At 63.1% G+C, this 23992-nt stretch carries 22 protein-coding genes; 14 read left to right on the forward strand and 8 right to left on the reverse strand.

Annotated features, from left to right (window positions below):
• Window positions 1-4 precede the first annotated feature (4 nt).
• The 3 genes from BWR02_RS04575 to BWR02_RS04590 form a co-directional block, all read right to left on the reverse strand.
• Window positions 5-211, reverse strand: a complete 207-nt coding sequence (locus BWR02_RS04575) for a hypothetical protein (RefSeq protein ID WP_139556578.1) — start codon at window positions 209-211, stop codon at window positions 5-7.
• Window positions 212-408: 197 nt separating this feature from the next.
• A complete protein-coding gene (locus tag BWR02_RS04580) occupies window positions 409-600 on the reverse strand; it encodes a heavy metal translocating P-type ATPase metal-binding domain-containing protein (RefSeq protein ID WP_139556579.1) in 192 nt (63 codons plus the stop codon).
• A gap of 728 nt (window positions 601-1328) precedes the next feature.
• A complete protein-coding gene (locus BWR02_RS04590) occupies window positions 1329-2141 on the reverse strand; it encodes a sterol desaturase family protein (RefSeq protein WP_162560011.1) in 813 nt (270 codons plus the stop codon).
• Between the two features lie 171 nt (window positions 2142-2312).
• On the opposite strand from BWR02_RS04590, the gene BWR02_RS04595 reads away from it, so the two are divergent.
• Complete coding sequence (locus tag BWR02_RS04595; RefSeq protein WP_139556582.1) at window positions 2313-3020, forward strand: TIGR04282 family arsenosugar biosynthesis glycosyltransferase; 708 nt, start codon at window positions 2313-2315, stop codon at window positions 3018-3020.
• 121 nt (window positions 3021-3141) lie between these two features.
• Here BWR02_RS04595 and BWR02_RS04600 read toward each other — a convergent pair whose 3' ends face one another.
• Window positions 3142-4638 carry an alkaline phosphatase D family protein gene (locus tag BWR02_RS04600; protein WP_162560012.1) on the reverse strand — a complete coding sequence of 499 codons (1497 nt, stop codon included), beginning with the start codon at window positions 4636-4638 and terminating at the stop codon, window positions 3142-3144.
• A 496-nt stretch (window positions 4639-5134) separates the two neighbouring features.
• Between BWR02_RS04600 and BWR02_RS04605 the strand changes: the two genes are divergently transcribed.
• Window positions 5135-6379, forward strand: coding sequence for a cytochrome-c peroxidase (locus tag BWR02_RS04605; RefSeq protein WP_139556584.1), 1245 nt, complete (start codon window positions 5135-5137; stop codon window positions 6377-6379).
• 191 nt (window positions 6380-6570) lie between these two features.
• Entirely contained in the window at window positions 6571-7293 is a 723-nt protein-coding gene (locus tag BWR02_RS04610) for a hypothetical protein (RefSeq protein WP_162560013.1), read from the forward strand.
• 94 nt (window positions 7294-7387) lie between these two features.
• On the opposite strand, the gene BWR02_RS04615 is transcribed toward BWR02_RS04610, so the two are convergent.
• Together BWR02_RS04615 and BWR02_RS04620 are read right to left on the reverse strand one after the other, a co-directional pair.
• Window positions 7388-7975, reverse strand: coding sequence for a hypothetical protein (locus BWR02_RS04615; RefSeq protein WP_139556586.1), 588 nt, complete (start codon window positions 7973-7975; stop codon window positions 7388-7390).
• A 272-nt stretch (window positions 7976-8247) separates the two neighbouring features.
• On the reverse strand, window positions 8248-8934 hold the full coding sequence (locus tag BWR02_RS04620; protein ID WP_139556710.1) for a protein-L-isoaspartate(D-aspartate) O-methyltransferase: 687 nt from the start codon (window positions 8932-8934) through the stop codon (window positions 8248-8250).
• 274 nt (window positions 8935-9208) lie between these two features.
• Here BWR02_RS04620 and BWR02_RS04625 point away from each other — a divergent pair, with 274 nt between their 5' ends.
• The 9 genes from BWR02_RS04625 (at window position 9209) to BWR02_RS04665 (ending at window position 19406) form a co-directional block, all read left to right on the forward strand.
• Window positions 9209-9685, forward strand: a complete 477-nt coding sequence (locus tag BWR02_RS04625) for a formate dehydrogenase subunit gamma (RefSeq protein WP_139556587.1) — start codon at window positions 9209-9211, stop codon at window positions 9683-9685.
• On the forward strand, window positions 9682-11232 hold the full coding sequence (locus BWR02_RS04630; RefSeq protein WP_139556588.1) for a formate dehydrogenase beta subunit: 1551 nt from the start codon (window positions 9682-9684) through the stop codon (window positions 11230-11232). The genes BWR02_RS04625 and BWR02_RS04630 overlap by 4 nt, the downstream gene beginning before the upstream one ends.
• Window positions 11233-11327: 95 nt before the next feature.
• The gene (gene fdhF / locus BWR02_RS04635) at window positions 11328-14174 is read left to right on the forward strand and encodes a formate dehydrogenase subunit alpha (RefSeq protein WP_139556589.1); all 2847 of its coding nucleotides are present in this window, start codon (window positions 11328-11330) and stop codon (window positions 14172-14174) included.
• 12 nt (window positions 14175-14186) lie between these two features.
• On the forward strand, window positions 14187-15011 hold the full coding sequence (gene fdhD, locus BWR02_RS04640; RefSeq protein ID WP_139556590.1) for a formate dehydrogenase accessory sulfurtransferase FdhD: 825 nt from the start codon (window positions 14187-14189) through the stop codon (window positions 15009-15011).
• A 254-nt stretch (window positions 15012-15265) separates the two neighbouring features.
• A complete protein-coding gene (locus tag BWR02_RS04645) occupies window positions 15266-15511 on the forward strand; it encodes a formate dehydrogenase subunit delta (RefSeq protein WP_139556591.1) in 246 nt (81 codons plus the stop codon).
• Between the two features lie 210 nt (window positions 15512-15721).
• Window positions 15722-17074, forward strand: coding sequence for a GTP cyclohydrolase II (gene ribA, locus BWR02_RS21520; protein ID WP_139556592.1), 1353 nt, complete (start codon window positions 15722-15724; stop codon window positions 17072-17074).
• The gene (locus BWR02_RS04655; protein ID WP_139556593.1) at window positions 17071-18078 is read left to right on the forward strand and encodes an MDR/zinc-dependent alcohol dehydrogenase-like family protein; all 1008 of its coding nucleotides are present in this window, start codon (window positions 17071-17073) and stop codon (window positions 18076-18078) included. Before ribA ends, BWR02_RS04655 begins: the two co-directional genes overlap by 4 nt.
• Window positions 18079-18090: 12 nt before the next feature.
• Window positions 18091-18459, forward strand: a complete 369-nt coding sequence (locus BWR02_RS04660) for a 6-pyruvoyl trahydropterin synthase family protein (protein WP_139556594.1) — start codon at window positions 18091-18093, stop codon at window positions 18457-18459.
• Window positions 18456-19406 carry a class I SAM-dependent methyltransferase gene (locus BWR02_RS04665; RefSeq protein ID WP_139556595.1) on the forward strand — a complete coding sequence of 317 codons (951 nt, stop codon included), beginning with the start codon at window positions 18456-18458 and terminating at the stop codon, window positions 19404-19406. The genes BWR02_RS04660 and BWR02_RS04665 overlap by 4 nt, the downstream gene beginning before the upstream one ends.
• A 23-nt stretch (window positions 19407-19429) precedes the next feature.
• On the opposite strand, the gene BWR02_RS04670 is transcribed toward BWR02_RS04665, so the two are convergent.
• Both BWR02_RS04670 and BWR02_RS04675 read right to left on the reverse strand, forming a co-directional pair.
• On the reverse strand, window positions 19430-20557 hold the full coding sequence (locus BWR02_RS04670) for a glycosyltransferase family 4 protein (protein WP_139556596.1): 1128 nt from the start codon (window positions 20555-20557) through the stop codon (window positions 19430-19432).
• Window positions 20554-21786, reverse strand: a complete 1233-nt coding sequence (locus BWR02_RS04675; protein WP_139556597.1) for a glycosyltransferase family 4 protein — start codon at window positions 21784-21786, stop codon at window positions 20554-20556. The genes BWR02_RS04670 and BWR02_RS04675 overlap by 4 nt, the downstream gene beginning before the upstream one ends.
• A 530-nt stretch (window positions 21787-22316) precedes the next feature.
• On the opposite strand from BWR02_RS04675, the gene BWR02_RS04680 reads away from it, so the two are divergent.
• Complete coding sequence (locus tag BWR02_RS04680; protein WP_162560014.1) at window positions 22317-23420, forward strand: urease accessory protein UreH domain-containing protein; 1104 nt, start codon at window positions 22317-22319, stop codon at window positions 23418-23420.
• 48 nt (window positions 23421-23468) lie between these two features.
• Entirely contained in the window at window positions 23469-23978 is a 510-nt protein-coding gene (locus tag BWR02_RS04685; RefSeq protein WP_139556599.1) for a hypothetical protein, read from the forward strand.
• The last annotated feature ends 14 nt before the right edge of the window (window positions 23979-23992 follow it).

Consider the following 23992-nt stretch of genomic DNA (forward strand, 5'->3'; position numbering starts at 1 on the left):
CGGCCTAGGCCTGGCCGGCGTCGTCAGCGGCTTCCTTGCCGGCAGCCATCAAGTCTTCCAGATTCTCGCGCTGTTGAAGGACGAAGTCCTTGCTTTTTTCGGCCGCCCGGTTAGCGGAATCGATGATTTCCTTGCGGTATTTGTGCGCGACATAGCCCACGGCGACGCCAAGGCCGAAGACGATAAGGGGATGTTTTGATAGCGATACCATGAGCGATGCTCTCTCCGTGTGTTGTAAGGACAGGAATTACGATGCGGCCGACGAATCGCGGGCCTCGATGACGTCGAATCGTTCCCTGAGTTGGCTGGGGTAACGTCTTGCGTGTACTGGCGTCCCGGCGCGCCGGCTAAGGGCCGTTGTTGTGGTAGCCCCGTACGACGACCTCGTTGTGATTGAAAGGACTGGCCTCAGCCTGACCCGGCACTCGGCAGGATCTCGTCTTCGTGCAACATTTTGAAGATCCCGAAGCAGCCTTCGCAGCAAAAGTGCCGTTTACCGGAGGTAGTCGAAATTTCGTAATCGTCGACTTCGACGGGAAGGCCGCAGAGGTCGCAGACATCTTCCTGTGCGACGTCTGACTTCGGCGCTTCGGAGGCCATGGGCGAACCCCGAACGGTTATTGATCAAGGCGTAACTGTAGCGGGATGCGACGCGTTTGTCGATATTCCCAGTGCCTGCGGAGAAGCTGCCCCGCGGGCCTCGATGTGCCGGCCTAAGCCTCCTGCTGCCGGCATGACGCAGTGCGCGGCATAAACCGCTTGACGCCGGCAGGGGATGTGCGGCCGGAGCACGCTCAGTGGCAGCTGAAACAGGTTGTCGCGGCTTCAGAACCACCCGATGATCCGCCGACAGCACGGCTGGAGGCCTTCATCAAGGCGATGCGGAGCGCCCCGGTTACGCTCGATCCGAGCCCGATCCTTGCGGCGATAGCGGGGATCAGGATGAGCGAAGCGAACGCGAGCCCGGTACCGAGCAGCAATCTGCCCTGGTCACGGGATCGTGGTGTCCCGGCGCGAGAAATCACGGTAGTGGTCATGGATCGATCCTGTCAATGAGTTGGAAATCAGGCCGCGGACGTCCGAGCATCAGGGGCCCGGGATTACCTGCCCCCGCGATCAGGCAAGTGCCATGCCCATGCGCGCTTTCGTGAGCCGACAAGCGCTTGCCGGGAAGGATCGCGTCGGAATCCGGGCCGACCCACGGGAAAACCCTGAGATCTCTGTGTGAAATGACGCACAGTCCAAGGATAGTGCGGCGCCGGCGGATCGGCGCGTTCCGGACGCCGGGTCGAGCAAACGACCGGTTGGTACCGGCGGGTTTCCTTCCGTCAGGTCGGTGGGGACTTGGGGTTTGACTGGAACGGGACTTTCAAAAGATCGATGAATCGCAGGCGCATCGGGTCGCGCAACTCGTCCAGTCCGATTTGCAGCCCTTCCTGGCCGCTGTCAGGCGTGGCGAGGTAAGTGCCAAACAACCAGTCCCACCAGGGCACCGAAAAGCCGAAATTCGAGTCGGTTTCGCACCGGCGCCGAGAATGGTGAATGCGGTGCAGATCCGGTGTGATCAATAACTGCCGGACTGCCCGCTCGGTTCGAGGGGAGAGACGAACATTGCCGTGGTTGAATTGAGCGCAGGCATTCAGCAGGGCCTCGAAGGTCAACACCACGGCGGGCGCGATCCCAAAGGCGGCGACCAAAGCCATCTTGAAGAACATCGACAACACCAACTCGAACGGGTGGAATCGAATCGCCGTCGATGTGTCAAACTCGAGGTCGCTGTGATGGACCTTGTGGAGCCGCCACAGCAGCGGTACCTTGTGAAAGACGACATGCTGGGCGTAGATCGCAGCATCGAGCAGTAACAGGGACAGAACCGCGGCCGCCCATGGGGACAGTCCGATTGCCGGGAACAGGCCCCAGCCACGTTCTGCTGCAAACCATGCGACACCGAAAGCGCCACCGCCGCTGAGCATGCGCAACACGCCGAAGTTCAAGGTCATCAACGCGAGATGGCGTGTAACCCGGGAGATTTTGCGCTCGCCGCCGCGGTGGAACGGCCTCAGCCACTCCCAGAACAACATCAGAGCTAGGGCGATTGCGAAGAGGCTCAGGCGGGTGATTGCGGTCTCTGTCATGCTCATCAGGCAGGCCTCGAACAGCCAGTGGACGCGCCACAAGGGCACGCGGACACGCCTTACCTTGCCATTCCCGGGGCGGCGCGTCGAGAGGCTGAGAGCTGCGGGCCAGCTCTTGCTGTTGCGCTGTGGCCGCCGAATCCCGCTTCCCGGTGGGGCGGTCAAGAGCACGATCTGATGGTTCCGCTGCACCGAGCCTTCCCGAGTGCGGGGCAGTCCCCGGAGGGCGCGGAATCCGGTGTCGGTTCGCTTTTCCAGGTCTTTGCGAAGGCCCCCGTTCCGGGCTTCGCGAAGACGCGGTTGATTCCGGTCCTGGGAGCAGACGGGGCGGCACGTCTCCAGGGCGCACTGGTCCGGCATACTCTTGAGGTTTGCTGTGCGGCGGCTCACGCCGTGAATGGGCGCGTGGAACTGTGGTGTGCGCCGGATGCGGGACACCCGCTTTTCGAGCGTTGCGCGACGGATTTCGGCGTGCGTCTCGAGTCGCAGCGCGGTAGCGACCTCGGCGAGCGCATGTGCGGTGCGTTCGGCGCGGGGCTACGGCGTGCCGCGGCGGTCGTTCTGCTTGGCAGCGACGCGCCCGGTCTCACGACGGAGGACCTGATCGCGGCAGCCGGCACACTCGCGAGCGGCAGCGACGGCGTCCTGGTGCCGGCACTGGACGGCGGGTACGTACTGATCGGCCTCACTCGTCTCGAGGCGGGCCTGTTCGAAAGGGTCGAATGGGGCACGGCGCGCGTGTTGGCGCAGACCCGCCGACGCTTGTTGCGCCTTGGTTACGTATGGGAGGAACTGTCCGATCAGGGAGACCTCGACACCCCGGCGGACTGGCAGCGCCTCCTGGCGGCGCGACCGGAGTGGCGTCTTAGGGTAACGGAATCCTGATGTAGCGGTGGTTTCTGGGGTCGCCGTGCTCGGGCAATCAGCCGAACTCGGGGAGGCGAACGCGTCGCCTCCGGTCAGCGTCGACAGAACGTGGCGCGCACCGTCCCGCGATGTACCTGCTCTAGCGAGGCTGCAGCGGTTCGCTCGTCCAGGCCGTGCGTCCCGTCGCGGTCATGATGCGACAGGTCAGCAAGCCGTTCTCGTCGATCTCGATTGCTCCGACATTCATCCACTCCTTGGCTTCGGAAAAGCTTTTGATTTTCGTGGGGTTGTCAGGTCCGAAGATAAACAGCCGTTCCGGGCGCAAGCTGGCATCGAGCGTCCGATTCGGCAGCAGGCCTGCGTTCAGTGGACCCGACGTGAACTCGTGCATGACAAATGGTGAGTCCGGGGAGAACGGGCGGAATCTCAGCGCCTGCGCGAATTGCGCATTGGCCGTGAGCCAGACGATGTTCTTGAGTCCTTCGCTGCGCATGAACGCGGTCAAGTCCGACAATTCCCGTTCGAAGCCGGACTTCTGATCCGCACTGGCCCAACCGTCCCGCCCCTTTTCGCCTTGGCTACCGGTTGGCACAGCGAGCGGCACGCTGGAAATGATGAACTTCCATGTGGCGTCCGAATTGGAAAGCCGGTGTTTAAGCCACGTGAACTGCTCGCGTCCCAGGAGCGTCTTCGGTCGATCCTGCCGATCCTCTGCGCCGTTGGCGTCCCGATACTGGCGGGTATCGAGCAGGAACAACTCGGCGTGTTGACCCCAGCGCACGCTTCGGTAAAGCCGGGATGGGCGGTCCTGCGACCACAGCAGGGGGTTATAATCGAAAAACGCGGTCAGACCGATCGGCAGCAGATGTTCCGGTGCCGCAACCGCGCGCGCGGCGGACGTGTCGTGCAGGGGTCCGAAATCGTCGACCACCTCGTGGTCGTTCCAGACTGGAAAATAGGGCGTTCGCGCCAGGAAATCCTGGAGGCCGCGGTCGAGGCGGGTGTATTTCCAAACGGTCCAGAACTCGGCGAGGCTGCGTGCCGCGCTGTCCCGTCCGGGGATTTGCACGTTGCCGTATTTGCCGCGATGCTCGCAGGGAGCGTCGGCGTGGATCATGTCACCCAGGGCCAGGAAAAAGTCCCAGCGCGAGCGGGTCAGTTGCGGGAATATAGGGAAACCTTCCTGCGCGTCGCGACAGACATTCTGGCCCGCGAGATCCCCGCCCCACAGAAAGCGCACCGGTTGGCGGGCGCGCGGCACCGGTGCGGTCCGGAAGCTGCCCGAAACCGGATCATGTCGCGGCGGTTCGGAATCCCCCCCGAAGCGGACCGCGTACTGGTACGCGGTGTCCGGTTCCAGGTCGCGAAACACGAGTTTCCCTGTATAGTCGTGAGCTGCAATCACAGGCGCCTGTTGATGCAGTGCGGTGTCCGATTGGAGCGCCCGCACCCAGGCGTGCATCGTCGTTTCGCGGTCGGAACGCGCCCAGACGACTGCAGCGTCCTGGGTCACCTCTCCGACCATGAGGCCATGGGTAATCGGCGAACGCTCCTCGGCCCCACGTAAGGCCGACGCCGCCGTGCTGAGTACCGCGAGCGCAAGCGCCCTCAGGGACAGTCGAATCAGTGTGCGCATCAGACGATCTTGGGAACGATTGCGGGCCCGGGACGAATGGCTGATTTCCGCGGTAAACCTCGTTGAGCGGCCAATCCGCCGGTCAATCGGGTTTGGCTTGGCTGGGCTCCCCGCGACACACATCCTGTCGCAGTGCCGGTGCCTGGTGGCGCCGCCGTCGGCCATTGTGGCAATTCAAACTCGGTCTGTCACGGTGCCTTCCGGCGCGTCGCCCCGGATTGCCGCGTGCGGGAGAGGCGTCAGTTTTTTTTACAGCCACCCAGTGCAGTTCGTTGGCCGAGCGCGTCAGCGCTAATTCTGGTACCGATGGATCATGCTTTAGGTATCTAGGGGCCTGTTTCTTGCTTGTTTCGTTGGAGTGGTCGTGCTTGCCGTGATCAAGAAGCGCTGGCCGTCCGATGCTCGTCTGACTCGGAGCCGCCGGTTCCGGCAGATAGACATGATTTTCGGGCCTTATCCGGGTGACTGAGTGAATCCTTTTCAAGTTGAAATCCCAGTGGTCAAACACAAGCTTCTGACTGTTCTGATGTTGTTCTGGCTGGCATTCATCACCGGAATGAACGCCGACGTTGCGGGTGCGGCCGGCTTGACCGACATGGAGCGCCTCGGGCGACGCCTGTTCTTCGATGCGAACCTTTCGGATCCGCCGGGGCAGTCATGTGCGGCATGCCACGACCCAACCTTTGCCTTCACGGATCCCGACAAATGGCAGCCTACCTCCGAAGGGGCGACCGGCGGCCTGTTTGGACGGCGCAATACGCCAACCGTGATGTACGCCACGGCGGCCACCAATCCCGAACTGCAGTTCGACCCAAGCCTCCGGATCTGGCGGGGGGGGCAGTTCTGGGACGGACGGGCGAAGAATCTGGAAGAGCAGGCCAAACAGCCGTTTCTGAACCCGTTGGAAATGGGCAACCGCGCTCAGCCCGACCCGCAAGTCGCCGCCGCGACGGTCGTCGAGAAGGTCCGCAACTCCGGGTATGCCGCTCTGTTCAGGGGCGTTTTCGGCCGCGCTGTGCTGGCCGATCCGGTACGGGCTTTCGACGCCATCGCAACCGCGATCGCGGCCTTCGAACGGACGGCGGCATTCGGTCAGTACAGTTCCAAGTTCGATGCCGTGGTCGCGGGTCGAGCGAGCTTCACCGTGCAGGAGCGCACCGGTGAGAGTTTGTACAATCAGCTGGGTTGTGCCCAGTGTCATCCGGTGCGCGCCATCCCGGGCCCCAACAACCTGCCGAGGCCCGGAACGGATTTCTCCTACCACAATATTGGCATCCCCAAGAATCCTCGCAGCCGCTTCTACCGAATGCCGGCTGAGCTGAATCCTGATCAGGGCGCCTTCATCGATCTGGGGCTGGGTGGCAGCTTTGCGGAAGGTTCCGAGGATCGCGTGGCACAGCTTGGGAAGCACAAGGTGCCGACGCTGCGGAACATCGCCTTGACGGCGCCCTATGGCCACAATGGCTATTTCAACACGCTCAAGGGAATCGTGGAGTTCTACAACTCTCGGGATACACGGCCGCGCTGCCAGAACCCGCGAGGGCAGGACGTCAACGTCAGTGAAGAAGCCGCGCTGCGCCGGGGTTGTTGGCCGGCCCCAGAAGTCCCGTCGACGGTCGACAGGGAAATCCGCGGTGGACGTGCGATGGGGAGCATGGGGCTCCAGCCGGAGGATGTCGATGCGATCGTCGCCTTCCTGAATACGCTGACCGACGGCTGGCATCGCGGGTTCCGTTTCTGACCCCGTCACGCCGGTCCGGCCTCGCCCGGTTGGCAACGGCCGGGCAAGCCGTTAGACTCGCCGCGCCTGTCAGCGAACCTGCCTGGCCGACAACCGGTGGACGATCGAACCAATCGGGGCGGCGCGGGTGCCGAATCGGCCTGCGTCCCCAGCGGAGAGTAGGGACGCCCAGGCTGAGGGGTTTACCGATCATGAATAATGGAGGACTTGTGGAATACCGCATCAAAACGTTAGCGCTGCTGGTTTCCGGCACGATTGCCGCCGGGTCTTTGGTTTCGGGGTGCGCATCGCGCGATGCGGGAACTGCGGCACAGGCGGCCGCAATGTCAGCCCCTGCCCAGGCAGCGATCGCAGCGGCACCGAAGGTGAGCGACACGGCCGCATCGCCGGCGGTGACGGAGCGGCCGGGCGTCGTGGAAGGCGAACTGACCGTAGTGACGGCGAAGGTCAAGGCCATCGATAGCAAGAGCCGGGTCGTGACACTCGTCTACCCCGACGGCAAGACGGCCAAAATCAAATGTGGGCCCGAGGTGCGCAATTTCGCGCAGATCCGCGTGGGTGATGACGTGACCGCCGAGTTCCTTGAATCGGTCGAGATTTTCGTCAGCTCGGAAAAGGTCACCCCGGCCGCCGGTACCGCGAGTGCAGTCGAGCGTGCTCCGTTGGGCGGCAAGCCCGGAATGACCGAAGTCCAGAGCGTCGAAGTGACGGCGGAGGTCGAGTCCATCGACTACAAGACCCGCATGGTGAAACTGCGCGGGCCGGAAGGCAAGACCAAAACGGTCAAGGCCGGGCCAGAAGTGAAGCGTCTGGATGAAGTCAAGCCGGGCGATACCGTCGTGGTGCGCTACACCGAAGCGGTTTCGATCCGCGTTACTGCGCCGAACGAGGCCGCACCAACAAAGAAGAGATAACGGCTTGTCTCGGCAGAGGACCGCGAGCAGGGCTTCGGTGTTGAAGTGTCTGCAGCTTAACTGCCTGGGGTGACGAACAAGGCAAGGAACGGTTTCAAGAGATCTGCTTGATCGAGCGCGTCAGGGGCTTGCCCGGGCGGCGCTCGATCAGTTCGGCTTCGGCCATTTCAGCGGGTTTGGCCAGTGTCTTCAGCGGCGGCCCGCGCAGCGCGCGCGCCTCCTGTCGCGCCCGCGCCAGATAGCCGGCCAATGCGCCCCCCGCCGTGGTCGCTGTCACCAGTGCCAGGGTGAACAATTCGATGTAAAGCAGGATTCCCGCAAGGCCGACCATCCCCGTCACGGCTGCGCCAAGTTTGAAGTTTGCCTTCGAGTGCGCTCGGCGGGTTTCCTCGACAATGCGTTGATGGCTCTCCTCGACGATCTGGCGTTTCTCGGCTTCGGCCGAGACCCGCAGACTCTCTCTGTCGCGCGCGAAGTCATCACGCACTTCTGCGAGCGCGTCCTTCTTTACGTGCTCGGCAATCGAGCCGAACCACAGACCGACGACCACGGTCAGCGCGGCGGCAATCGCAGCGGCCAGCGCCCAACCGATCCCGCTCGCGCCGCCCACGGCCACCAGGGCCAGTGCTGCGGCAGCACACTGGACGACGACCAGCCCTGGGATAAACTTCAGTGCAGACACGTGACAGCCTCATTAGCGTAAATGCCCTTCGGAAGGCGGGCAGCGGAAAGGTCCGGGGAACGCTCGCAGATCAGTGTCACCCAACGATCCGGATAGCGCAATTGCGAAGCGAACTCCGCCTCGTCCGACTGTATGGGGCGGAGAAAGTTCTGGCACATCGGGCGCAACAGGGCGGAGCGTTTCGCTCGGGGTCCCGAGCCCCCTGCAGCCAGAGTGGCGAGAACGAGCCTGGCGTACAACGAGAGCTCAGAGACGCTAGGGGTCGCTCACCGTCATGGTGCGGGGCTCCGATCCGGACGCTCCATTCCCATGGCCCCGGTCAGTGGGACGAATGCGACATCGAGCACGACGCGTGTCGTCAAGGTGCCATCCGCCTGTTTCGTGCCGACCAAGAGTTGCTGGTGCCCATGAGGAGCGCCGATTGGAATCACCAGCCGTCGGCCGGTCTTGAGCTGAGCAATCAGCGCGGGCGGGATCTGCGGTGCCGCGGCGGTCACGATGATGCCATCGAACGGGGCCTGCTCGGGCCAGCCTTCGCACCCATCCGCACGGCGGATTGACACGTTCCCGAATCCCAGTGTTTTGAGGCGCTGCGCTGCCGCTTCCGCCAGTTCGGGGATGATCTCGACCGAATAGACTGCCTTGACGATGCAGGCCAGCACGGCCGCCTGATAGCCTGAACCGGCGCCGATCTCGAGCATCCGGTCCGTCGGCAGCGGTCCTAGCAGGTCAGACATCAGCGCCACGATGTAGGGCTGGGAGATGGTCTGCCCACAACCGATTTGCAGTGGGGCGTTTTCGAAGGCAAACGGCTGCAGTTCCTCGGGCACGAACCGGTCGCGGGGCACGGCGCGAATCGCGCGCGAGACGCACGGATCGAGGTGATCCTTCCCCGTCCAACCCGCGGTCAGTCGTACTTCCGTCGCGATGTCGCGGCTCAGTGCTTCGATGTCTCTCATCATGTCCCCTGGACGGCTCGGCCTGCGCACACCATTGTAGGGTCGATCGGGGGGGCTTGCCCATGCCGCAAACGCCTCCCGGATCACCGCCAGCAAAGCCCGGATAATCCGACTGTGAGGGTCGGGAAAAAAGTTGCGCGCCGCGCAGGATTCGCTTTAAATAACTGGCCAATAAATCGGGCGTCGCCAGAAGCGCCGCGAGGCTTGTCCCGAGTCCGCGCGGGGTCGATGCGCCACCGATCATCAGCCGATCCCTTCAGTCTCAGAGGATTCAATGTCATCACAGGCATGGGACCACGAAACGGTCCGCTCGATTGTCGCCGGGCTCAAAGCGAAGCCGGGTGCCTTGCTTCCGGTGCTGCACGGTATCCAGGATGCGCTGGGCTTCGTTCCGCCCGATGCCGTGCCGATCATTGCCGATGAGCTGAATTTATCGCGAGCCGAAGTGCACGGCGTCATCACCTTCTACCACTACTTCCGTGACACTCCCCCGGGCAGGCATACGATCCACTTGTGTCGGGCGGAGAGCTGTCAGTCGATGAACGCGGCAGGGCTCGAGGCCCATGCGAAGGCGCAACTCGGTATCGACTTTCACGAGACCACGCCGGATGGCACGATCAGTCTCGAGCCGGTCTACTGTCTTGGAAACTGCGCGTGTTCGCCGGCCATCATGGTCGACCACGACGTTTACGGACGCGTCACGCCCGAACGTTTCGATGCGATCGTAGCAGACCTCAGGAGCGAGAAATGAGCACAACGATCTTCGTGCCCTGTGACTCCAGCGCGCTCTCGCTGGGTGCCGAGGCCGTCGCGAAGGCGATCGCTGCCGAGGCTGCGCGGCGTGGGGTTGCGCTGCGTCTGGTCCGGAACGGCTCGCGCGGCATGTTCTGGCTGGAGCCGCTTGTCGAGGTCGAGACGTCCGAAGGTCGCGTGGCCTATGGACCCGTCCTGGCTGGCGATGTGGAGGCTCTGTTCGAGGCCCGGTTCTGGGAAGGCGGCCCTCATCCGCTCCGGCTCGGTCTGACCGCGGAGATCCCCTTCCTGAAACGCCAGGAGCGTTTGACCTTCGCCCGTGTCGGCATCACCGATCCGATCAGCCTCGACGACTACCTGGCGCACGACGGCTACCGCGGATTGAGGCGGGCTCTGGAACTGAAGCCGGCGGATATCGTTCGTGAAGTGACGGATTCGGGATTGCGCGGGCGCGGCGGTGCCGCGTTCCCCACCGGGATCAAGTGGAATACCGTGCTCAACGCGGCCGGCGAGCAAAAATACATCGTTTGCAACGCCGACGAGGGCGATTCCGGAACGTTCTCCGACCGCATGATCATGGAGGGCGACCCGTTCGTGCTGATCGAGGGCATGACGATCGCCGGGCTTGCCGTGGGCGCAACCCAGGGTTACATCTACCTGCGCTGCGAATATCCGCATGCCCATCGCGCTTTGAACGCGGCCATCGAAGCTGCATACGGGGCCGGTTATCTTGGCGCCAATGTTCTCGGAAGCGGTCATCGGTTCGATCTCGAGGTGCGCCTAGGCGCCGGTGCGTACGTCTGCGGCGAGGAGACGTCGCTGCTCGAAAGCCTGGAAGGGAAACGCGGGCTGGTTCGCTACAAGCCTCCCTTGCCGGCGATACAGGGACTCTTCGGCCAACCGACCATCATCAACAATGTCATTTCCCTGGCTTCGGTGCCGATCATCCTGGATCGCGGGGCGGCCTATTATCGCGATTTCGGCATGGGACGATCGCGCGGCACGCTCCCCATCCAGTTGGCCGGGAACATCAAGCAGACGGGGCTGATCGAAAAAGCATTCGGGATTACCTTGCGCGAGTTGCTTTACGATTACGGCGGTGGCGCGGCGAGCGGACGACCGATTCGCGCGGTGCAGGTGGGTGGTCCGCTGGGTGCCTATTTGCCTGAGTCACAGTTCGACGTCCCTCTCGACTACGAGGCCTACGCAGCAATCTGGGCGGTACTCGGGCACGGTGGTGTCGTGGCGTTCGACGACACCGTCGACATGGCCAAAATGGCCCGCTATGCGATGGAGTTCTGTGCGGTGGAATCCTGCGGTAAATGCACGCCCTGCCGTATTGGGTCGACTCGCGGCACCGAAGTCATCGACCGGATCATTGCCGGAGCGCGCCGCGGTGAGCAGGTCGCGCTGTTGCGTGATCTGTGCGATACGATGCTGAACAGTTCACTGTGTGCCCTCGGCGGAATGACGCCATACCCGGTACTCAGCGCGCTGAATCATTTCCCCGAGGACTTCGGGGTGGATAAGGCGGACGCGGCTTAGCCGCTCTCGTTCTTTATGTCGGCCATGCCCCAGGCGTGAGTCGGAGCGCTTCCGGCGGAGGCAATGCGCCAAGCCGCCAGTATGAGGTTTATTCCATGGCACACAGAGACAGAGATTACGGTACGCCCCCGCGCGATTCTTCCAAGACGGTCAGCCTTGAAATCGACGGCTTCAAGGTCAGTGTTCCGGAAGGCACGTCGGTGATGCGAGCCGCCGCGTCGATTGGTATCGAGATCCCGCGCCTGTGCGCCACCGACAGCCTGGACCCGTTCGGCTCCTGCCGGTTGTGCGTCGTGCAGATAGAAGGCGGTCGAGGTTACCCGGCCTCCTGTACCACGCCGGTCGGCGAGGGCATGAAAGTCTGCACGCAAAACGACAAGCTCGGTCAGATCCGCCGTGGCGTCATGGAACTCTACATCTCGGATCATCCTCTGGACTGCCTGACCTGTTCGGCCAACGGCAACTGTGAATTGCAGGACATGGCGGGTGCCGTCGGGCTGCGCGACGTGCGCTACGGCTACGAGGGTGAAAACCACCTGGGCGCAAGCAAGGATGAGAGCAACCCGTACTTCACCTTCGAGCCGTCGAAATGCATCGTTTGTTCTCGCTGCGTGCGCGCTTGCGAGGAAGTGCAGGGCACGTTCGCACTCACGCTGGACGGTCGTGGGTTCGACTCCAAAGTATCTCCGGGGCAGATGGAGACCTTCATGGAGTCTGAGTGCGTCTCCTGCGGCGCCTGCGTGCAGGCCTGTCCGACCGCCACACTGATGGAAAAGTCGGTCATCGACCGCGGTCAGCCCGAACACAGTGTCGTGACGACCTGCGCCTACTGCGGCGTGGGGTGTTCATTCAAGGCCGAGATGAAGGGCGCGGAACTGGTGCGCATGGTGCCCAATAAGGATGGACATGCCAACCACGGCCATTCCTGTGTCAAGGGACGCTTCGCCTTCGGCTATGCAACGCACCCCGACCGCATCACCAAACCGATGATCCGCGCGAGCATCAACGATCCGTGGCGCGAGGTGACCTGGGAAGAAGCGATCGCGTACGCCGCGTCGGAGTTCAAGCGGATCCAGAACGAATACGGTCACTATGCCGTTGGCGGTATCACCTCCAGTCGCTGCACCAATGAAGAAACTTATCTGGTCCAGAAGCTGGTCCGCGCGGCTTTCGGCAACAACAACGTCGATACCTGCGCGCGCGTGTGTCATTCACCGACCGGCTACGGTCTGAAGCGCACTTTCGGCGAGTCCTCCGGGACGCAGACTTTCGATTCGGTCATGAAGGCCGACGTCATCGTCGTGATCGGCGCCAATCCGACTGACGGTCACCCCGTGTTCGGTTCCATGATGAAGAAGCGTCTGCGGCAGGGCGCGAAATTGATCGTGATCGACCCGCGGGCCATCGATCTGGTGAAGTCGCCCCACGTCGCGGCGGACTTCCACCTGCAGTTGCGGCCCGGCACGAACGTTGCTCTGATCAATGCGCTCGCCCATGTGATCGTGACAGAAGGGCTGACCGACGAAGCCTTCATCCAGCAGCGCTGCGATGTCGCGTCCTTCAACAAATGGCGCGACTTCGTACGGCAGGAGCGGAATTCCCCGGAGGCAACCGCGAACGTCACCGGCGTCGCGGCCGAGTCGGTGCGGGCCGCCGCGCGGTTGTTCGCAACGGGCGGCAACGGCGCGATTTATTACGGATTGGGTGTGACCGAGCACAGCCAGGGCTCGACCACCGTCATCGGCATCGCCAACCTGGCGATGGCAACCGGCAATGTCGGCCGGGAAGGCGTCGGCGTGAATCCGCTGCGCGGGCAGAACAACGTCCAGGGATCCTGCGACATGGGCTCGTTTCCCCACGAGTTCCCGGGCTATCGGCATGTCTCGGATTTCGAGACCCGGGCGATGTTCGAGCAGGAATGGGGCGTTACGCTGGAAGGTGAGCCGGGACTGCGCATACCGAACATGTTCGCGGCGGCTCTGGATGGCTCGTTCAGGGGTCTTTATGTGGAAGGCGAGGACATTGCCCAGTCGGACCCCGATACCCAGCATGTGTTGGCTGCGCTGAAGGCGATGGAGTGCGTAGTCGTCCAAGATTTGTTCCTGAACGAGACGGCAAAGTTTGCCCACGTCTTTCTACCGGGGTCTTCGTTCCTGGAAAAGAATGGAACCTTCACGAACGCCGAGCGCCGCATCTCCCCGGTGCGTCAGGTCATGCCGCCGAAGGCGGGCTATGAGGACTGGGAAATCACGCAGATGCTGTCGAACGCGCTGGGCTATCCGATGAATTACCGGCATCCGCGGGAGATCATGGCCGAGATCTCCCGGCTGACACCGACGTTCAAGGGCGTCAGCTACGAGAAAATCGACGCGCTCGGCAGCGTCCAGTGGCCGTGTGATGACGCCACCCCCGAGGGCACGCCCATCATGCATTCCGAGCAGTTCGTGCGCGGCAAAGGTTTGTTCATGCCGACCGAATACGTGCCGACACCGGAGCGCACGTCCAGCCGCTATCCGCTGATCCTGACCACGGGACGGATCCTGTCCCAATACAACGTCGGCGCCCAGACACGACGTACGGAGAATTCCCGCTGGCACGAAGAGGATCGGCTCGAAATCCATCCGCACGATGCGGAGCTGCGCGGGTTGAAGGACGGCGACTGGGTCGGCATCAAGAGCCGCTCCGGTGACACCGTGCTGCGGGCACGCGTCTCCGAACGGGTTCAGCCCGGTGTCGTCTACACGACCTTCCACTTTCCGGAATCCGGTGCCAATGTGATCACGACCGACAATTCGGACTGGGCCACGAATTGTCCGGAGTACAAGGTCACCGCCGTTCAGGTCACGCCGGTCAGCGCTCCGTCCGACTGGCAGCGTGAGTACCGCGCGTTCAGCGAGGAACAGCTGGCGCTGCTGGAGAAGGCTGGGGCCGGGGCTGGCTAGAGGTCGCGCTCCATGACACTCGCGCTCGCCGGCGAGTTCGGTTGGCTGAGCCACCGGCAGATCGCCGTGATGCGAGCGGAGGGCGGGGCGCCGTTCCCCGCCTCCGACGAGGTGGCCGAAGAGGTGCCCGTGGCCCTCGTCTACAACGGGACGCCGCACGTTGTCATGCTGGCCACTCCGCTCGATCTCGAGGACTTTGCGCTGGGGTTCTCGTTGACGGAAGGCATCATCGCTTCGCCGTCGGAAATGCAATCCGCAAAGGTCATTCCGCGAGCGGAAGGCATCGAGGTCCGCATGCGTATACCGGAGCAGCGTTGCGAGCGGCTCTCCGGCCGCGAGCGGAACCTGACCGGTCGAACAGGCTGCGGGCTGTGTGGCACTGCAAGCCTAAGGCAGGCCGTGCGGCACCCGGCGCCGGTGGAGAGCACGGTCCGCGTGTCGCCGGCCGATGTCCACGGGGCGCTGGACGCCTTGCGCGACCACCAGACACTGAACCGACTGACCGGGGCGGTGCACGCCGCCGCTTGGGTGCTTCCCGGGCAAGGTATTCAGACGGTCAGGGAAGACGTCGGGCGACACAACGCGCTGGACAAACTGATCGGTGCTTTATCGCGGCGATCCATCGATCGGGAAGCCGGCTTCGTCATCGTGACCAGCCGCGCCAGTTACGAGATGGTTCAGAAATGTGCGGCGGCGGGCATCGGCTTAATGGCGGCTATCTCGGCGCCTACCGGCCTTGCGATTCGGCTGGCCGAAGAATCCCGCGTCACGCTTATCGGGTTCGCCCGGCAAGGCGTGCACACCATTTACGCCTACCCCCAGCGCGTCATCGGCTAGCGGGCGTTCGGGTCGGTTCCGCAAGGTTCCCTGAGGCAGGGGCGCGCCCAGTCAATCACTCCGAACGCGTGTCGGGCGACAGGCTTGTGGTACAGCCGTCGCTATCGTCGGGAAGACGCCACTCGCGGCCTTGGCCATAACGCCCTGAGCGCTGCGCAGACAACACGTCGCCTGCAGCGGCGGCTTGGCTTAGAATGCCGGGGGTAACCGGGTATTGGTTCGTCAAATTGCAGGAGGGCGGGAGCGCCGAAGTGATGCAAATCGAGAATCTGGTCAAAATGGTCAACGACATAGCGGTCTTTTTCGAAGCGGAGCCTGAACGGCGAGTCGCGGTTCACTCGATCGCCGACCACGTCAAGAAGTTCTGGGACCCGCGGATGCGGCGGGCCATCATTCAACATAATCGCGACGGGGGGTTTGGCTTGAGCGAGCTCTCGCGGCTTGCTGTGCATGAACTCGACGAAGAATCCCATTCCCTGCTGGAGTGCGGAGACGGCTGATGTGCCGGGCCTAGCCTCTTTGCCCGTTGCCGTGTTTGGCGCAAAACTGCAGGACGTACCTGCAGGCGCCGGTCCCTCGCACTGTTTGTTTGGACGTCGAACGCGACGCTGATCATCATGGAGCCAGCCCACCGCTCCGTTGCCACGTTACGGCGCTCAACGGTCGCGGTTCATTGAGGCGCCGTTTGCCATTGCTTGTTTCCTCAACTCATGAAATCCCGGCCTGATCCCACCGTCGAAGACCTGGTCCGCGCCCGCCTGCCGAACCGGCACGGCCAGTTCGTACTGCATTGCTACCGCAGCACGCTGGATCACCGCGAACACGTGGCCATGGTGCATGGCGATGTGAAGGGCGCCGCGGATGTCCTCGTGCGGGTCCATTCGGAGTGCCTGACTGGCGATGTGTTCGGGTCGACGCGCTGCGATTGCGGGGAGCAACTCGAGCAGGCCCTGGAACGCATCGGCAAGGCAGATTGCGGCGTGCTGCTCTACCTGCGCCAGGAAGGGCGGGGCATCGGTCTGATTCAGAAGCTGCGGGCGTATAACCTGCAGGACGAAGGCTTGGATACGGTCGAAGCAAATCTGCGGCTGGGGCATGGCGCCGACGAGCGAAACTATGCCGTGGCCGCGCTGATGCTGCGAGACCTCGGTATCGAGAGCGTGCGCCTTCTAACCAACAATCCGCGGAAGATCGAGGAACTCGAGTCTTACGGCATTCGAATTTCCGAACGTGTGCCCATCGAGATTCCGCACCATACCGAAAACGTGCGGTATCTGCGGACGAAGGCGGACAAGATGGACCATTGGCTGTCGTTCGAGCCGCCGACGCGGGACGCGGAGGACTTTGCCTTTCTGGGGGCCTTGTGGCAACTCCTGGCCGCCCGCCGTGGGGCAGGGGCACCTGGGACGCGCCCATTCGTGACGCTGAGCTATGCGCAGAGTCTCGACGGTAGCATCGCTCTGTCCACGCGATCGGCCTGCGCTCTGAGCGGTCCCGCCTCGCTGCGGCTGACGCATCACCTGCGGTCCCGCCACGATGCGCTCGTGGTCGGCGTCAACACCGTGATCAGCGATGATCCGCTCCTCAATGTCCGGCTGTGTGCCGGGGCAAGTCCGCGTCCGGTGATCCTTGATTCCCAACTGCGGATTCCCGAGGATGCGCGCGTGCTGTCGGGCAGCGATCCGCGGCCGATCATTGTCACGACGAGCGGGGCCGGCGCGTCCGAAAAGGCCGTTCGGTTACGCGAGCGGGCCCAGGTTCTGGCCGTGAGCGCCGACACGCAGGGTTGCGTCGATCTGTTTGAAGCACTGCAGGCGCTGGAAGGCCTCGGTCTCCAAACGATCATGGTCGAGGGGGGCGCGCAGATCATTTCGCAGTTCCTGCGCACCGGTCTCGTCGACTATTGCGTGATCACGATCGTTCCGCGGCTGATCGGCGGCGTGCGCGCCGTGGAAGGCTTACAGCAGGATGCCTCCGGCCGGCCTTTGGGGCTTCGCGCCTGCCGTTACCACACACTCGACAACGACATCATCGCTTTTGGGACGTTCGGAGACGTCGGTTGAAGGCCCTCGCGCTGATGCATGTCGCCCCGGGATGTGTCGAGGGCAGGGAGATCGAGGTCGCCGACCCGCGTGCGGGCCAGGTGGTGGTGCAGACGGAGTTGAGCGCGATCAGCCCGGGGACCGAGTCGATGATCTTTCGCGGCGACTTCCCCAGCGGCGTCGCGCTCGATGAAACGATACCGGCGCTGAGCAGGCAAGGCTGGTCCTATCCACTGCATTATGGCTACGCGCTGGTCGGACGGGTGGTCCGCGGGGGTTCTTCGGCGGAGGAACGATGGGTGGGGCAACGCGTGTTTCTGTTCCATCCGCACCAGGACCACGTGTTGGCCGACACGGCCGACTGTTGGCCGGTGCCCGACGGTGTCTTGTCGCAGGCGGCCGCCTTGCTGCCGAACATGGAGTCGGCGCTCAATTTCGTCATGGACGCTGCGCCCTTGGTCGGCGAACGCCTGCTGGTCACCGGGCAGGGTGTGGTGGGCCTGCTGACCACGGCCATTCTGGCCGCTTTCCCGCTGGCAAGGCTGGCCGCCGTTGATCCGGTGGCGGCCCGAAGGCAGTGGTCGGTCGTGCTCGGGGCAGACACGGTGGCCGAGTCGGTCCCGAAGCTGCCGCGGGAGCTGTCGGGAGAAGACGATTTCGACGGCGTGGTCGAAGTCTCGGGTAACCTTGGCGCGCTGAACGACGCGATGGCGCGAACCGTATTCGATGGGCGCATCGTCGTCGCTTCGTGGTATGCGCGGTCCGGTCCTGCGCTGGACCTGTCCGGGGCATTCCATCGCCGGCGCATCCGCCTGATCTCGAGCCAGGTCAGCACACTCGCGCCCGGGCTCACCGGACGGTGGACCAAGGCGCGGCGCTTGGCCTTGGCATGGGACTGGATCAGGAGGATCGGGCCCGAGCGCCTGGTGACCCACAGCCTGCCGGCAGCGCGTTGCCAGGAAGCCTTCGAACTGGCGGCCGAGCCGTCCGCCGGGGCATTGCAAGTTCTTCTGACATATTCGTGACGATCACGGGCCATGTACCGACTTTCGATCTCGCGCGACTTCATCGCCCAGCACTTTCTGATTGGAGGGGATTGGGGCGAGGAAAACGAACTGCACAGCCATCACTATCGGATCGAGGTGCTGATCGAAGGGCGAGAGCTCAACGAACACGGTTATCTGATCGATATCGTCGACCTGGAGCGAAGCCTGCTCGGCGTGATCGGGCAATATCGTGATCGTACGCTGAACGACCAGATCACCTTCGGCGGATTGAACCCGAGCCTCGAACGCTTTGCCCGCATCCTGCAGGAGGATCTGGCCGGTCGGTTGGCGCTGGGCGATGCGCGCTTGAGCGTTACCCTGTGGGAAAACGACCGGGATTTCGCAGGCTACTCACCATGAGACGACAGGACGAACAGGCGATTCCGTTCGGGGATTTTCTGGATGCCAAGTTCTTCCTCGACGAGCGCAGTCTGAATGATTCGGTGCGGCAGGTGCTCGTTGACGAGTGCCATGCACGCGGGCGGCTGAGTTGTCTGGACCTTGGCAGCGGTACCGGTGCAATGATTCGGAGGCTGTTGCGCTGGTTTCCGAATCTCGATCTAGCCATCACCGCGCTCGATCAGGATCCTGACCTACTGGCGACGGCCCGCCGGCGTATCGTCGATGAACTCCGGAACGCCGATCTCGTGGTCAAGGACAAGGGATCCTGGCTGCGAGGGGAGTCGATAGCCAGAACGGTCAACGTCGAGTTCGCCTGTTGCCGTATCGCCGAGTTCAATCCGCCACCGGCGCGCTACGATCTGATCACGGCCCACGCCGTCGTCGATTTGCTCGATCCGTCGGCGGTGCGATGCAAGCTGGAAGAGTGGTTGATTCCCGGGGGGTACTGGTACGCCAGCTTGAACTACGATGGCGGTACCTTCCTCTTTCCCTCCTTCGACGATCCGGGTTTCGAGCAGGAACTGCTCGACCGATATGATCGTTCGATGGAAGAGCGGCGAGTGGAGGGCACCGCGACGGGCGGCGCCCATTCCGGCACCCGGCTGCTGGCAGCCCTCGCCACACCGGACTGGAACACCGTTGCCTACGGTTCGTCCGATTGGAACCTGACGCCGCTTCGCAATACCTATCGGGATCGCGACAGCGTGTGCCTGCAGGCGATGCTCGGCTTCATCCGTGGCGAGGGCGAACGCGGTGCCCTCGACCCGGCCCGGCTTGCCTGCTGGACTGCTACCCGCAGCCGGCAGCTCGCGGCGGGACAGTTAGGGATCATCGTGCACCAACTGGACGTGCTGGCCCGTTTTCGACCTTCCGTTAAGGCACCGCGCCGTTCAGCCGAAGACTGACGACGATTGAGCCCGACGCGGCGCTATTCCTGACCCACGACCTGCCGATAAAGACTCGCCGTCTTCTGCGCAATATCGTCCCAGTCGTAACGTTGTGCCACCCAGTCACGGCGTGAAACCTGCTCTTCCGCGGTGATCGGCTGCGCCGCGAAATGGACGATACGCTGGGCCAGACTCTCGACGTCGCCGAGCGGAAAGTAATTCTCGGGCGGCAGATCGACTTCCAGATTGGCGGGAATGTCGCTGGCGACCGCGGTCAGACCATAGCTCAAGGCCTCGAGCAGAGCAATGGGCAGACCTTCATGTGAGGAAGGCAGCACGAAGATTCCCGCATGCGTGTAGAGTTGCGCCAAGGCCGCGCCGGTCTGGAAGCCGGTACAGACGACATTGGGTGTGGCTTCGGCGGCTCCCAGCACCGCGCGCGTGTAGTCGTCGGGATGATCGGAAGACCCGACCAGCGCGAGCTTCCAGCCGGGTACCGCGGCCTGGTTGAACGCCTCGATCAGATCCAGATGACGCTTCTCCGGCACGAGCCGGCTCACCAGCAGCACATACTTCCCCCGTTCCAACCCGAAGGAGTCGATACAGTCGGTCGCCTCGGGGCGGTCCGGCAGTGTGGCGCCGTTGGGGATCAGCGTGGATTCGCGACCGTATTTCGTCCGGACGGCATTCGCGATCCCCTGAGAGATCACGATGCGCGCATTCGACCAGAGCATGCCCAGTCGCTCGCCGAGTTGCAGGCTCAGTTTGCCGATGCGTCCCCATTTCTGCCGTTCGTAATCGGGCCCGTGGTGCGTCACGACCACCTTGAGTCCGAGGAGGCGGGCGAGTGGGGTGACCAGTGCCGGTCCGACCGCCTGTATGTGCAGTATCTCGGGACGGTTGATCAGGCCGGCGTACAGCACGCCCAAGGTACTGTGTACTATTGCTTCCAGCGATTTGGAGCGGGGTGCCCACAGCCGATGAAACCGCACCTGGTGCCAGGTATCGCCGAACTCTTTTGGCTGATACGGTGAGCGCACGATGACATGCACGTCGCAGCCGAGTTCAGCCAGCAGCGGACACAGTTTCTCACCGTGCATTTCCACGCCGCCCTGAATGCCGGGAAAGCCGCGCAGGCCCAGCCACATGATCTTGATCTTCGGTCTCATGCAGCGGTTGCTCCCATTTCTTGGTAGAGGCTCAACAGACGGTCGCGGTAGCGCTCGGCGGTAAAGTCGCTGAGCGCCCAGGCGCGCCCGGTCCTTCCCATCTCCCGGATGTGTGTCGCTGACAGGCTGCTATAGCTGCGGAGCCTGTCGGCCAGCGCATGAGCATCGCCGCTGGGAAAGACATCTCCGGTTTCGCCCGGCCGGATCAGTTCCGGAATGCCACCGATGTCGGCGCCGATCACCGGACGCTCCAGCGCATAGGCTTCGAGCACGCTCATCGGCGCGTTTTCATACCACTCCGATGGCAGGACCACGGCCCGGGCCGCGCGAATCAGATCGAACAGATCCTCTCCGGTCCGGTAACCGAGGAATTCCACATCGGCGCCGCGAGCCTCGGCAAGGGCCCGCAGCCGCGGCTCCTCCGACCCGGTGCCGATGATCCAGGCGCGAACGCCTGCCAGTGCCGCGGCCTCGACGAAGGTTGCCAGGCCCTTTTCCGGTCCGAGGCGCCCGAAATAAGCAAAGGCGGTGCCGGGTTCCCCACGGGGCTTCAGGTGATTCATGTCGACGAAATTGGGGATGTAGGTGAAACGTTCCCGGGGCCATCCCCACTCGACGAACTTCTCGAGGTAGAACCGGCTTGGGGTGACGAAGCGGTCGACGTCGCGCGAGTAGCAGCCAAGCAAGCGGTGCACGGCGGATTCCATGAACACGACCGCCGACAGGCTCAAGGACTCCTTGACGCAGCGGTGACGGACGACGTTCCAGATCGCCCCGCCCTTGCAGCGTTCGCAGACGCCGTCATGCGCGAGCATCTTGTAGGCGGGGCACGCGATTTTCAGGTCATGCAGCGTCAGTACGCTAGGAACGCCATGGGCTTTCAGCGTCCCGAAAAACGAGGGCGAGATGTGATGGTAGATGTTATGGGCATGAGCCACGTCCGGCTGGGTCCGCGCCAACAGACTGGCCATTTTTTTTCGTGCTTCGAGCGAGTACGTGATCTTCGCCGCCCTCTGGGCCTTTTCCCAAAGGGAATATTTCTCACCGAACTCGATTTCTTCGACGAAATAGTCGGTCCATTTGGAGGGTTCGTTCTTGGGATGTTTCATCGCAAAGGGGATGACTCGCCAGCCGATTTCCTCGAACAGCCGGTTTTGTTCGAGAAAAACGACCTCGGCCCCGCCGCGTCGATAGAGATAGTTATTGATGGAAAGGAGAGTAGGTGGCATTCAGGTCTCGGTATCGCGGTGGAAGGGACCAACCAACCCGGCGCAGCGCGCCGGCGTTTGACGGCGTGAAAGTAGTTCTTGTTTGCCCAGCGCAGTCCAGCGTGGCTCCGGGACGGCCTCCATCCGCCTTAGCATCCGCTACAGACGGGCGAGGCATGAACGATCAAGGAGCTACACAAAACGTCGTAGTATCCGCACGCCATATTCTAACCAAGTTTGTTTGTGGGCCGCTGTCATCCTGGCTCGCGGTGCATGCCCGCGACCGGCGCATGGTCCGCGCGCTGCTCGCGTTCCCGTCGGCCTCCGTGCGGGAAGCCGTCCGGGTCTCGGAGGCGTCCCCCAGGCAACATGAGGCCATGTCTGGTATCGCATACCAGGGAAGCCCAACGTTCTTCGGCTCTGCGCCGGATCTCACGCGCCTGCGATCAGCGACGCATGCTAAGCTTCGCGCCAAAGACGGTGCCGGGTGGCGGCACGGACCGGGGCCGTTGCCGGGCGGTTCGGGCCACACCTGTTCAATGGAGTTGCAGATGACCATACGTTCCGAATCCTTGCGAATTGAGGGTATGCAGTGCAGTGGCTGCGAGACCACAATCGAGGACGCAGTCAAGGCCCTGGATGGCATCACTGACGTCAGTGCCCATTTTGGCACCTCGGACATCGTGGTGCGGTATGACGATGCTGTTCTTCGCCTGAGCCGCATTCTGGCGGCCATCGAGGACAAGGGCTATGTTGCCACGACGGTCGGTCTGGCTGCGCCGCCGATGGGGCGGACCGGCGCTTGGCTGCTATCCGTCGCAAAGTACGCGGTGGTGTTGACCCTGGTCGGCGGGCTGGTCTACTGGGGGATCGCCATCATGCCCGGTGTGATGGCGAAAATGCACGACCCGCAAATCGGTTACGCGATGCTCGTCGCGGTCGGGTTTCTGACGGGCTTTCATTGCATCGGCATGTGCGGCAGCTTCGTGGTGTCGTACACGACAGGCGGTGAACCGCGCACACTGAGCTCGTTGATCGCGGCCCATGCCTTGTACGGGGCCGGCAAGACCGTATCGTACGCGCTGCTGGGCGCAGGTTTCGGAGCGCTTGGTGCTCTGTTGACCATCACGCCCTTCATGCGCGGTGTGGTCGCGGCGATCTCCGGCGTCTATCTGATCCTTTGGGGCATTCGCATGCTCAAGCTGTTCTCGGGGATGGCGTGGCTGAACTGGGCCTTTCCGCAAGCGGTCATGCGCGGGGTGCAGAGCGGAATCCGACGGCAACCCAAGCCGTTGATGATCGGCCTGATGTCAGGTTTTCTGCTCGGGTGCGGAGCACTGCAGGCGATGTATGTCATGGCGGCAGGGACGGGCAGTCCGCGGGAGGGGGCGCTGATTCTGGCCTTGTTCGGGCTGGGCACGCTGGGACCGTTGCTCGGTTTCGGCTTCTTCGCACATTTGTTGTCGCGACGGGTCCTGAACGAATTACTCCGTGTCTCCGGGTTACTGGTTCTGATCATGGGATTATTGATGACCGACCGGGGAATGAGGCTCACGGAGTCCGGCTATGATTTTGCGACGCTCCGCGCTCGCTGGCATTCCCTGATGAACGATCTGTCGCAGCCACCACCTGGGGACCATGCGCATCATCATTAGGCGAAGACTCAGACTGAATCACAACGGACTGCGTATGGGAGTAATGACATGTCTATAGAAAATGAACGGTTGCGCATTAGCGGTGTGTCGCCATGGCTCCGTGCCAGCGTCGCGGCGCTTGGTGCGGCGCTGCTGATGAGCGGCTGCGCGACACGCCCGGGAGAGGATGCACCCCTACTGAGTCTTCAGGGCAAGCCGCTCAGCGGTTATGTGACGATGGAAGAGGTTCAGGTTGCCTACATCGGCAGCGCCGGGGGTGGGCACGGAACGCTGAGTTTCCATGGCCGTGAACATGCCTTCACGGTCGGCGGTTTGGGCGTTGGCGGTATCGGGGTTTCGTCGATCAATGCCTCGGGCGAGGTCTACAACCTCAAGTCCCTGGCCGCCTTTCCCGGAGCTTACGCGCAGGGCCGGGTGGGCTTCGCGCTGGGCGACGCCAGCAAAGGCGATCTGTGGCTACAGAACGAAAATGGCGTGATCATGCACCTCAAGGCGAAGCGAACGGGGCTCATGCTGAGTCTCGGCGGTGACGCGGTCGTGATCACGATGGACGAATGAAGCGGGTTCGGAAG

The organism is Methylotetracoccus oryzae, assembly GCF_006175985.1.
In the GTDB taxonomy this organism is placed as follows: domain Bacteria; phylum Pseudomonadota; class Gammaproteobacteria; order Methylococcales; family Methylococcaceae; genus Methylotetracoccus; species Methylotetracoccus oryzae.

What these genes read in the sequence shown, in the direction of transcription:
- BWR02_RS04575 (WP_139556578.1), bottom strand. Translation starts at nt 211, where the DNA reads ATGGTATCGCTATCAAAACATCCCCTTATCGTCTTCGGCCTTGGCGTC.
- BWR02_RS04580 (WP_139556579.1), bottom strand. Translation starts at nt 600, where the DNA reads ATGGCCTCCGAAGCGCCGAAGTCAGACGTCGCACAGGAAGATGTCTGC.
- BWR02_RS04590 (WP_162560011.1), bottom strand. Translation starts at nt 2,141, where the DNA reads ATGAGCATGACAGAGACCGCAATCACCCGCCTGAGCCTCTTCGCAATC.
- BWR02_RS04595 (WP_139556582.1), top strand. Translation starts at nt 2,313, where the DNA reads ATGGTTCCGCTGCACCGAGCCTTCCCGAGTGCGGGGCAGTCCCCGGAG.
- BWR02_RS04600 (WP_162560012.1), bottom strand. Translation starts at nt 4,638, where the DNA reads ATGCGCACACTGATTCGACTGTCCCTGAGGGCGCTTGCGCTCGCGGTA.
- BWR02_RS04610 (WP_162560013.1), top strand. Translation starts at nt 6,571, where the DNA reads ATGAATAATGGAGGACTTGTGGAATACCGCATCAAAACGTTAGCGCTG.
- BWR02_RS04620 (WP_139556710.1), bottom strand. Translation starts at nt 8,934, where the DNA reads ATGAGAGACATCGAAGCACTGAGCCGCGACATCGCGACGGAAGTACGA.
- BWR02_RS04625 (WP_139556587.1), top strand. Translation starts at nt 9,209, where the DNA reads ATGTCATCACAGGCATGGGACCACGAAACGGTCCGCTCGATTGTCGCC.
- BWR02_RS04630 (WP_139556588.1), top strand. Translation starts at nt 9,682, where the DNA reads ATGAGCACAACGATCTTCGTGCCCTGTGACTCCAGCGCGCTCTCGCTG.
- fdhF (WP_139556589.1), top strand. Translation starts at nt 11,328, where the DNA reads ATGGCACACAGAGACAGAGATTACGGTACGCCCCCGCGCGATTCTTCC.
- fdhD (WP_139556590.1), top strand. Translation starts at nt 14,187, where the DNA reads ATGACACTCGCGCTCGCCGGCGAGTTCGGTTGGCTGAGCCACCGGCAG.
- BWR02_RS04645 (WP_139556591.1), top strand. Translation starts at nt 15,266, where the DNA reads ATGCAAATCGAGAATCTGGTCAAAATGGTCAACGACATAGCGGTCTTT.
- ribA (WP_139556592.1), top strand. Translation starts at nt 15,722, where the DNA reads ATGAAATCCCGGCCTGATCCCACCGTCGAAGACCTGGTCCGCGCCCGC.
- BWR02_RS04660 (WP_139556594.1), top strand. Translation starts at nt 18,091, where the DNA reads ATGTACCGACTTTCGATCTCGCGCGACTTCATCGCCCAGCACTTTCTG.
- BWR02_RS04665 (WP_139556595.1), top strand. Translation starts at nt 18,456, where the DNA reads ATGAGACGACAGGACGAACAGGCGATTCCGTTCGGGGATTTTCTGGAT.
- BWR02_RS04670 (WP_139556596.1), bottom strand. Translation starts at nt 20,557, where the DNA reads ATGAGACCGAAGATCAAGATCATGTGGCTGGGCCTGCGCGGCTTTCCC.
- BWR02_RS04675 (WP_139556597.1), bottom strand. Translation starts at nt 21,786, where the DNA reads ATGCCACCTACTCTCCTTTCCATCAATAACTATCTCTATCGACGCGGC.
- BWR02_RS04680 (WP_162560014.1), top strand. Translation starts at nt 22,317, where the DNA reads ATGACCATACGTTCCGAATCCTTGCGAATTGAGGGTATGCAGTGCAGT.
- BWR02_RS04685 (WP_139556599.1), top strand. Translation starts at nt 23,469, where the DNA reads ATGTCTATAGAAAATGAACGGTTGCGCATTAGCGGTGTGTCGCCATGG.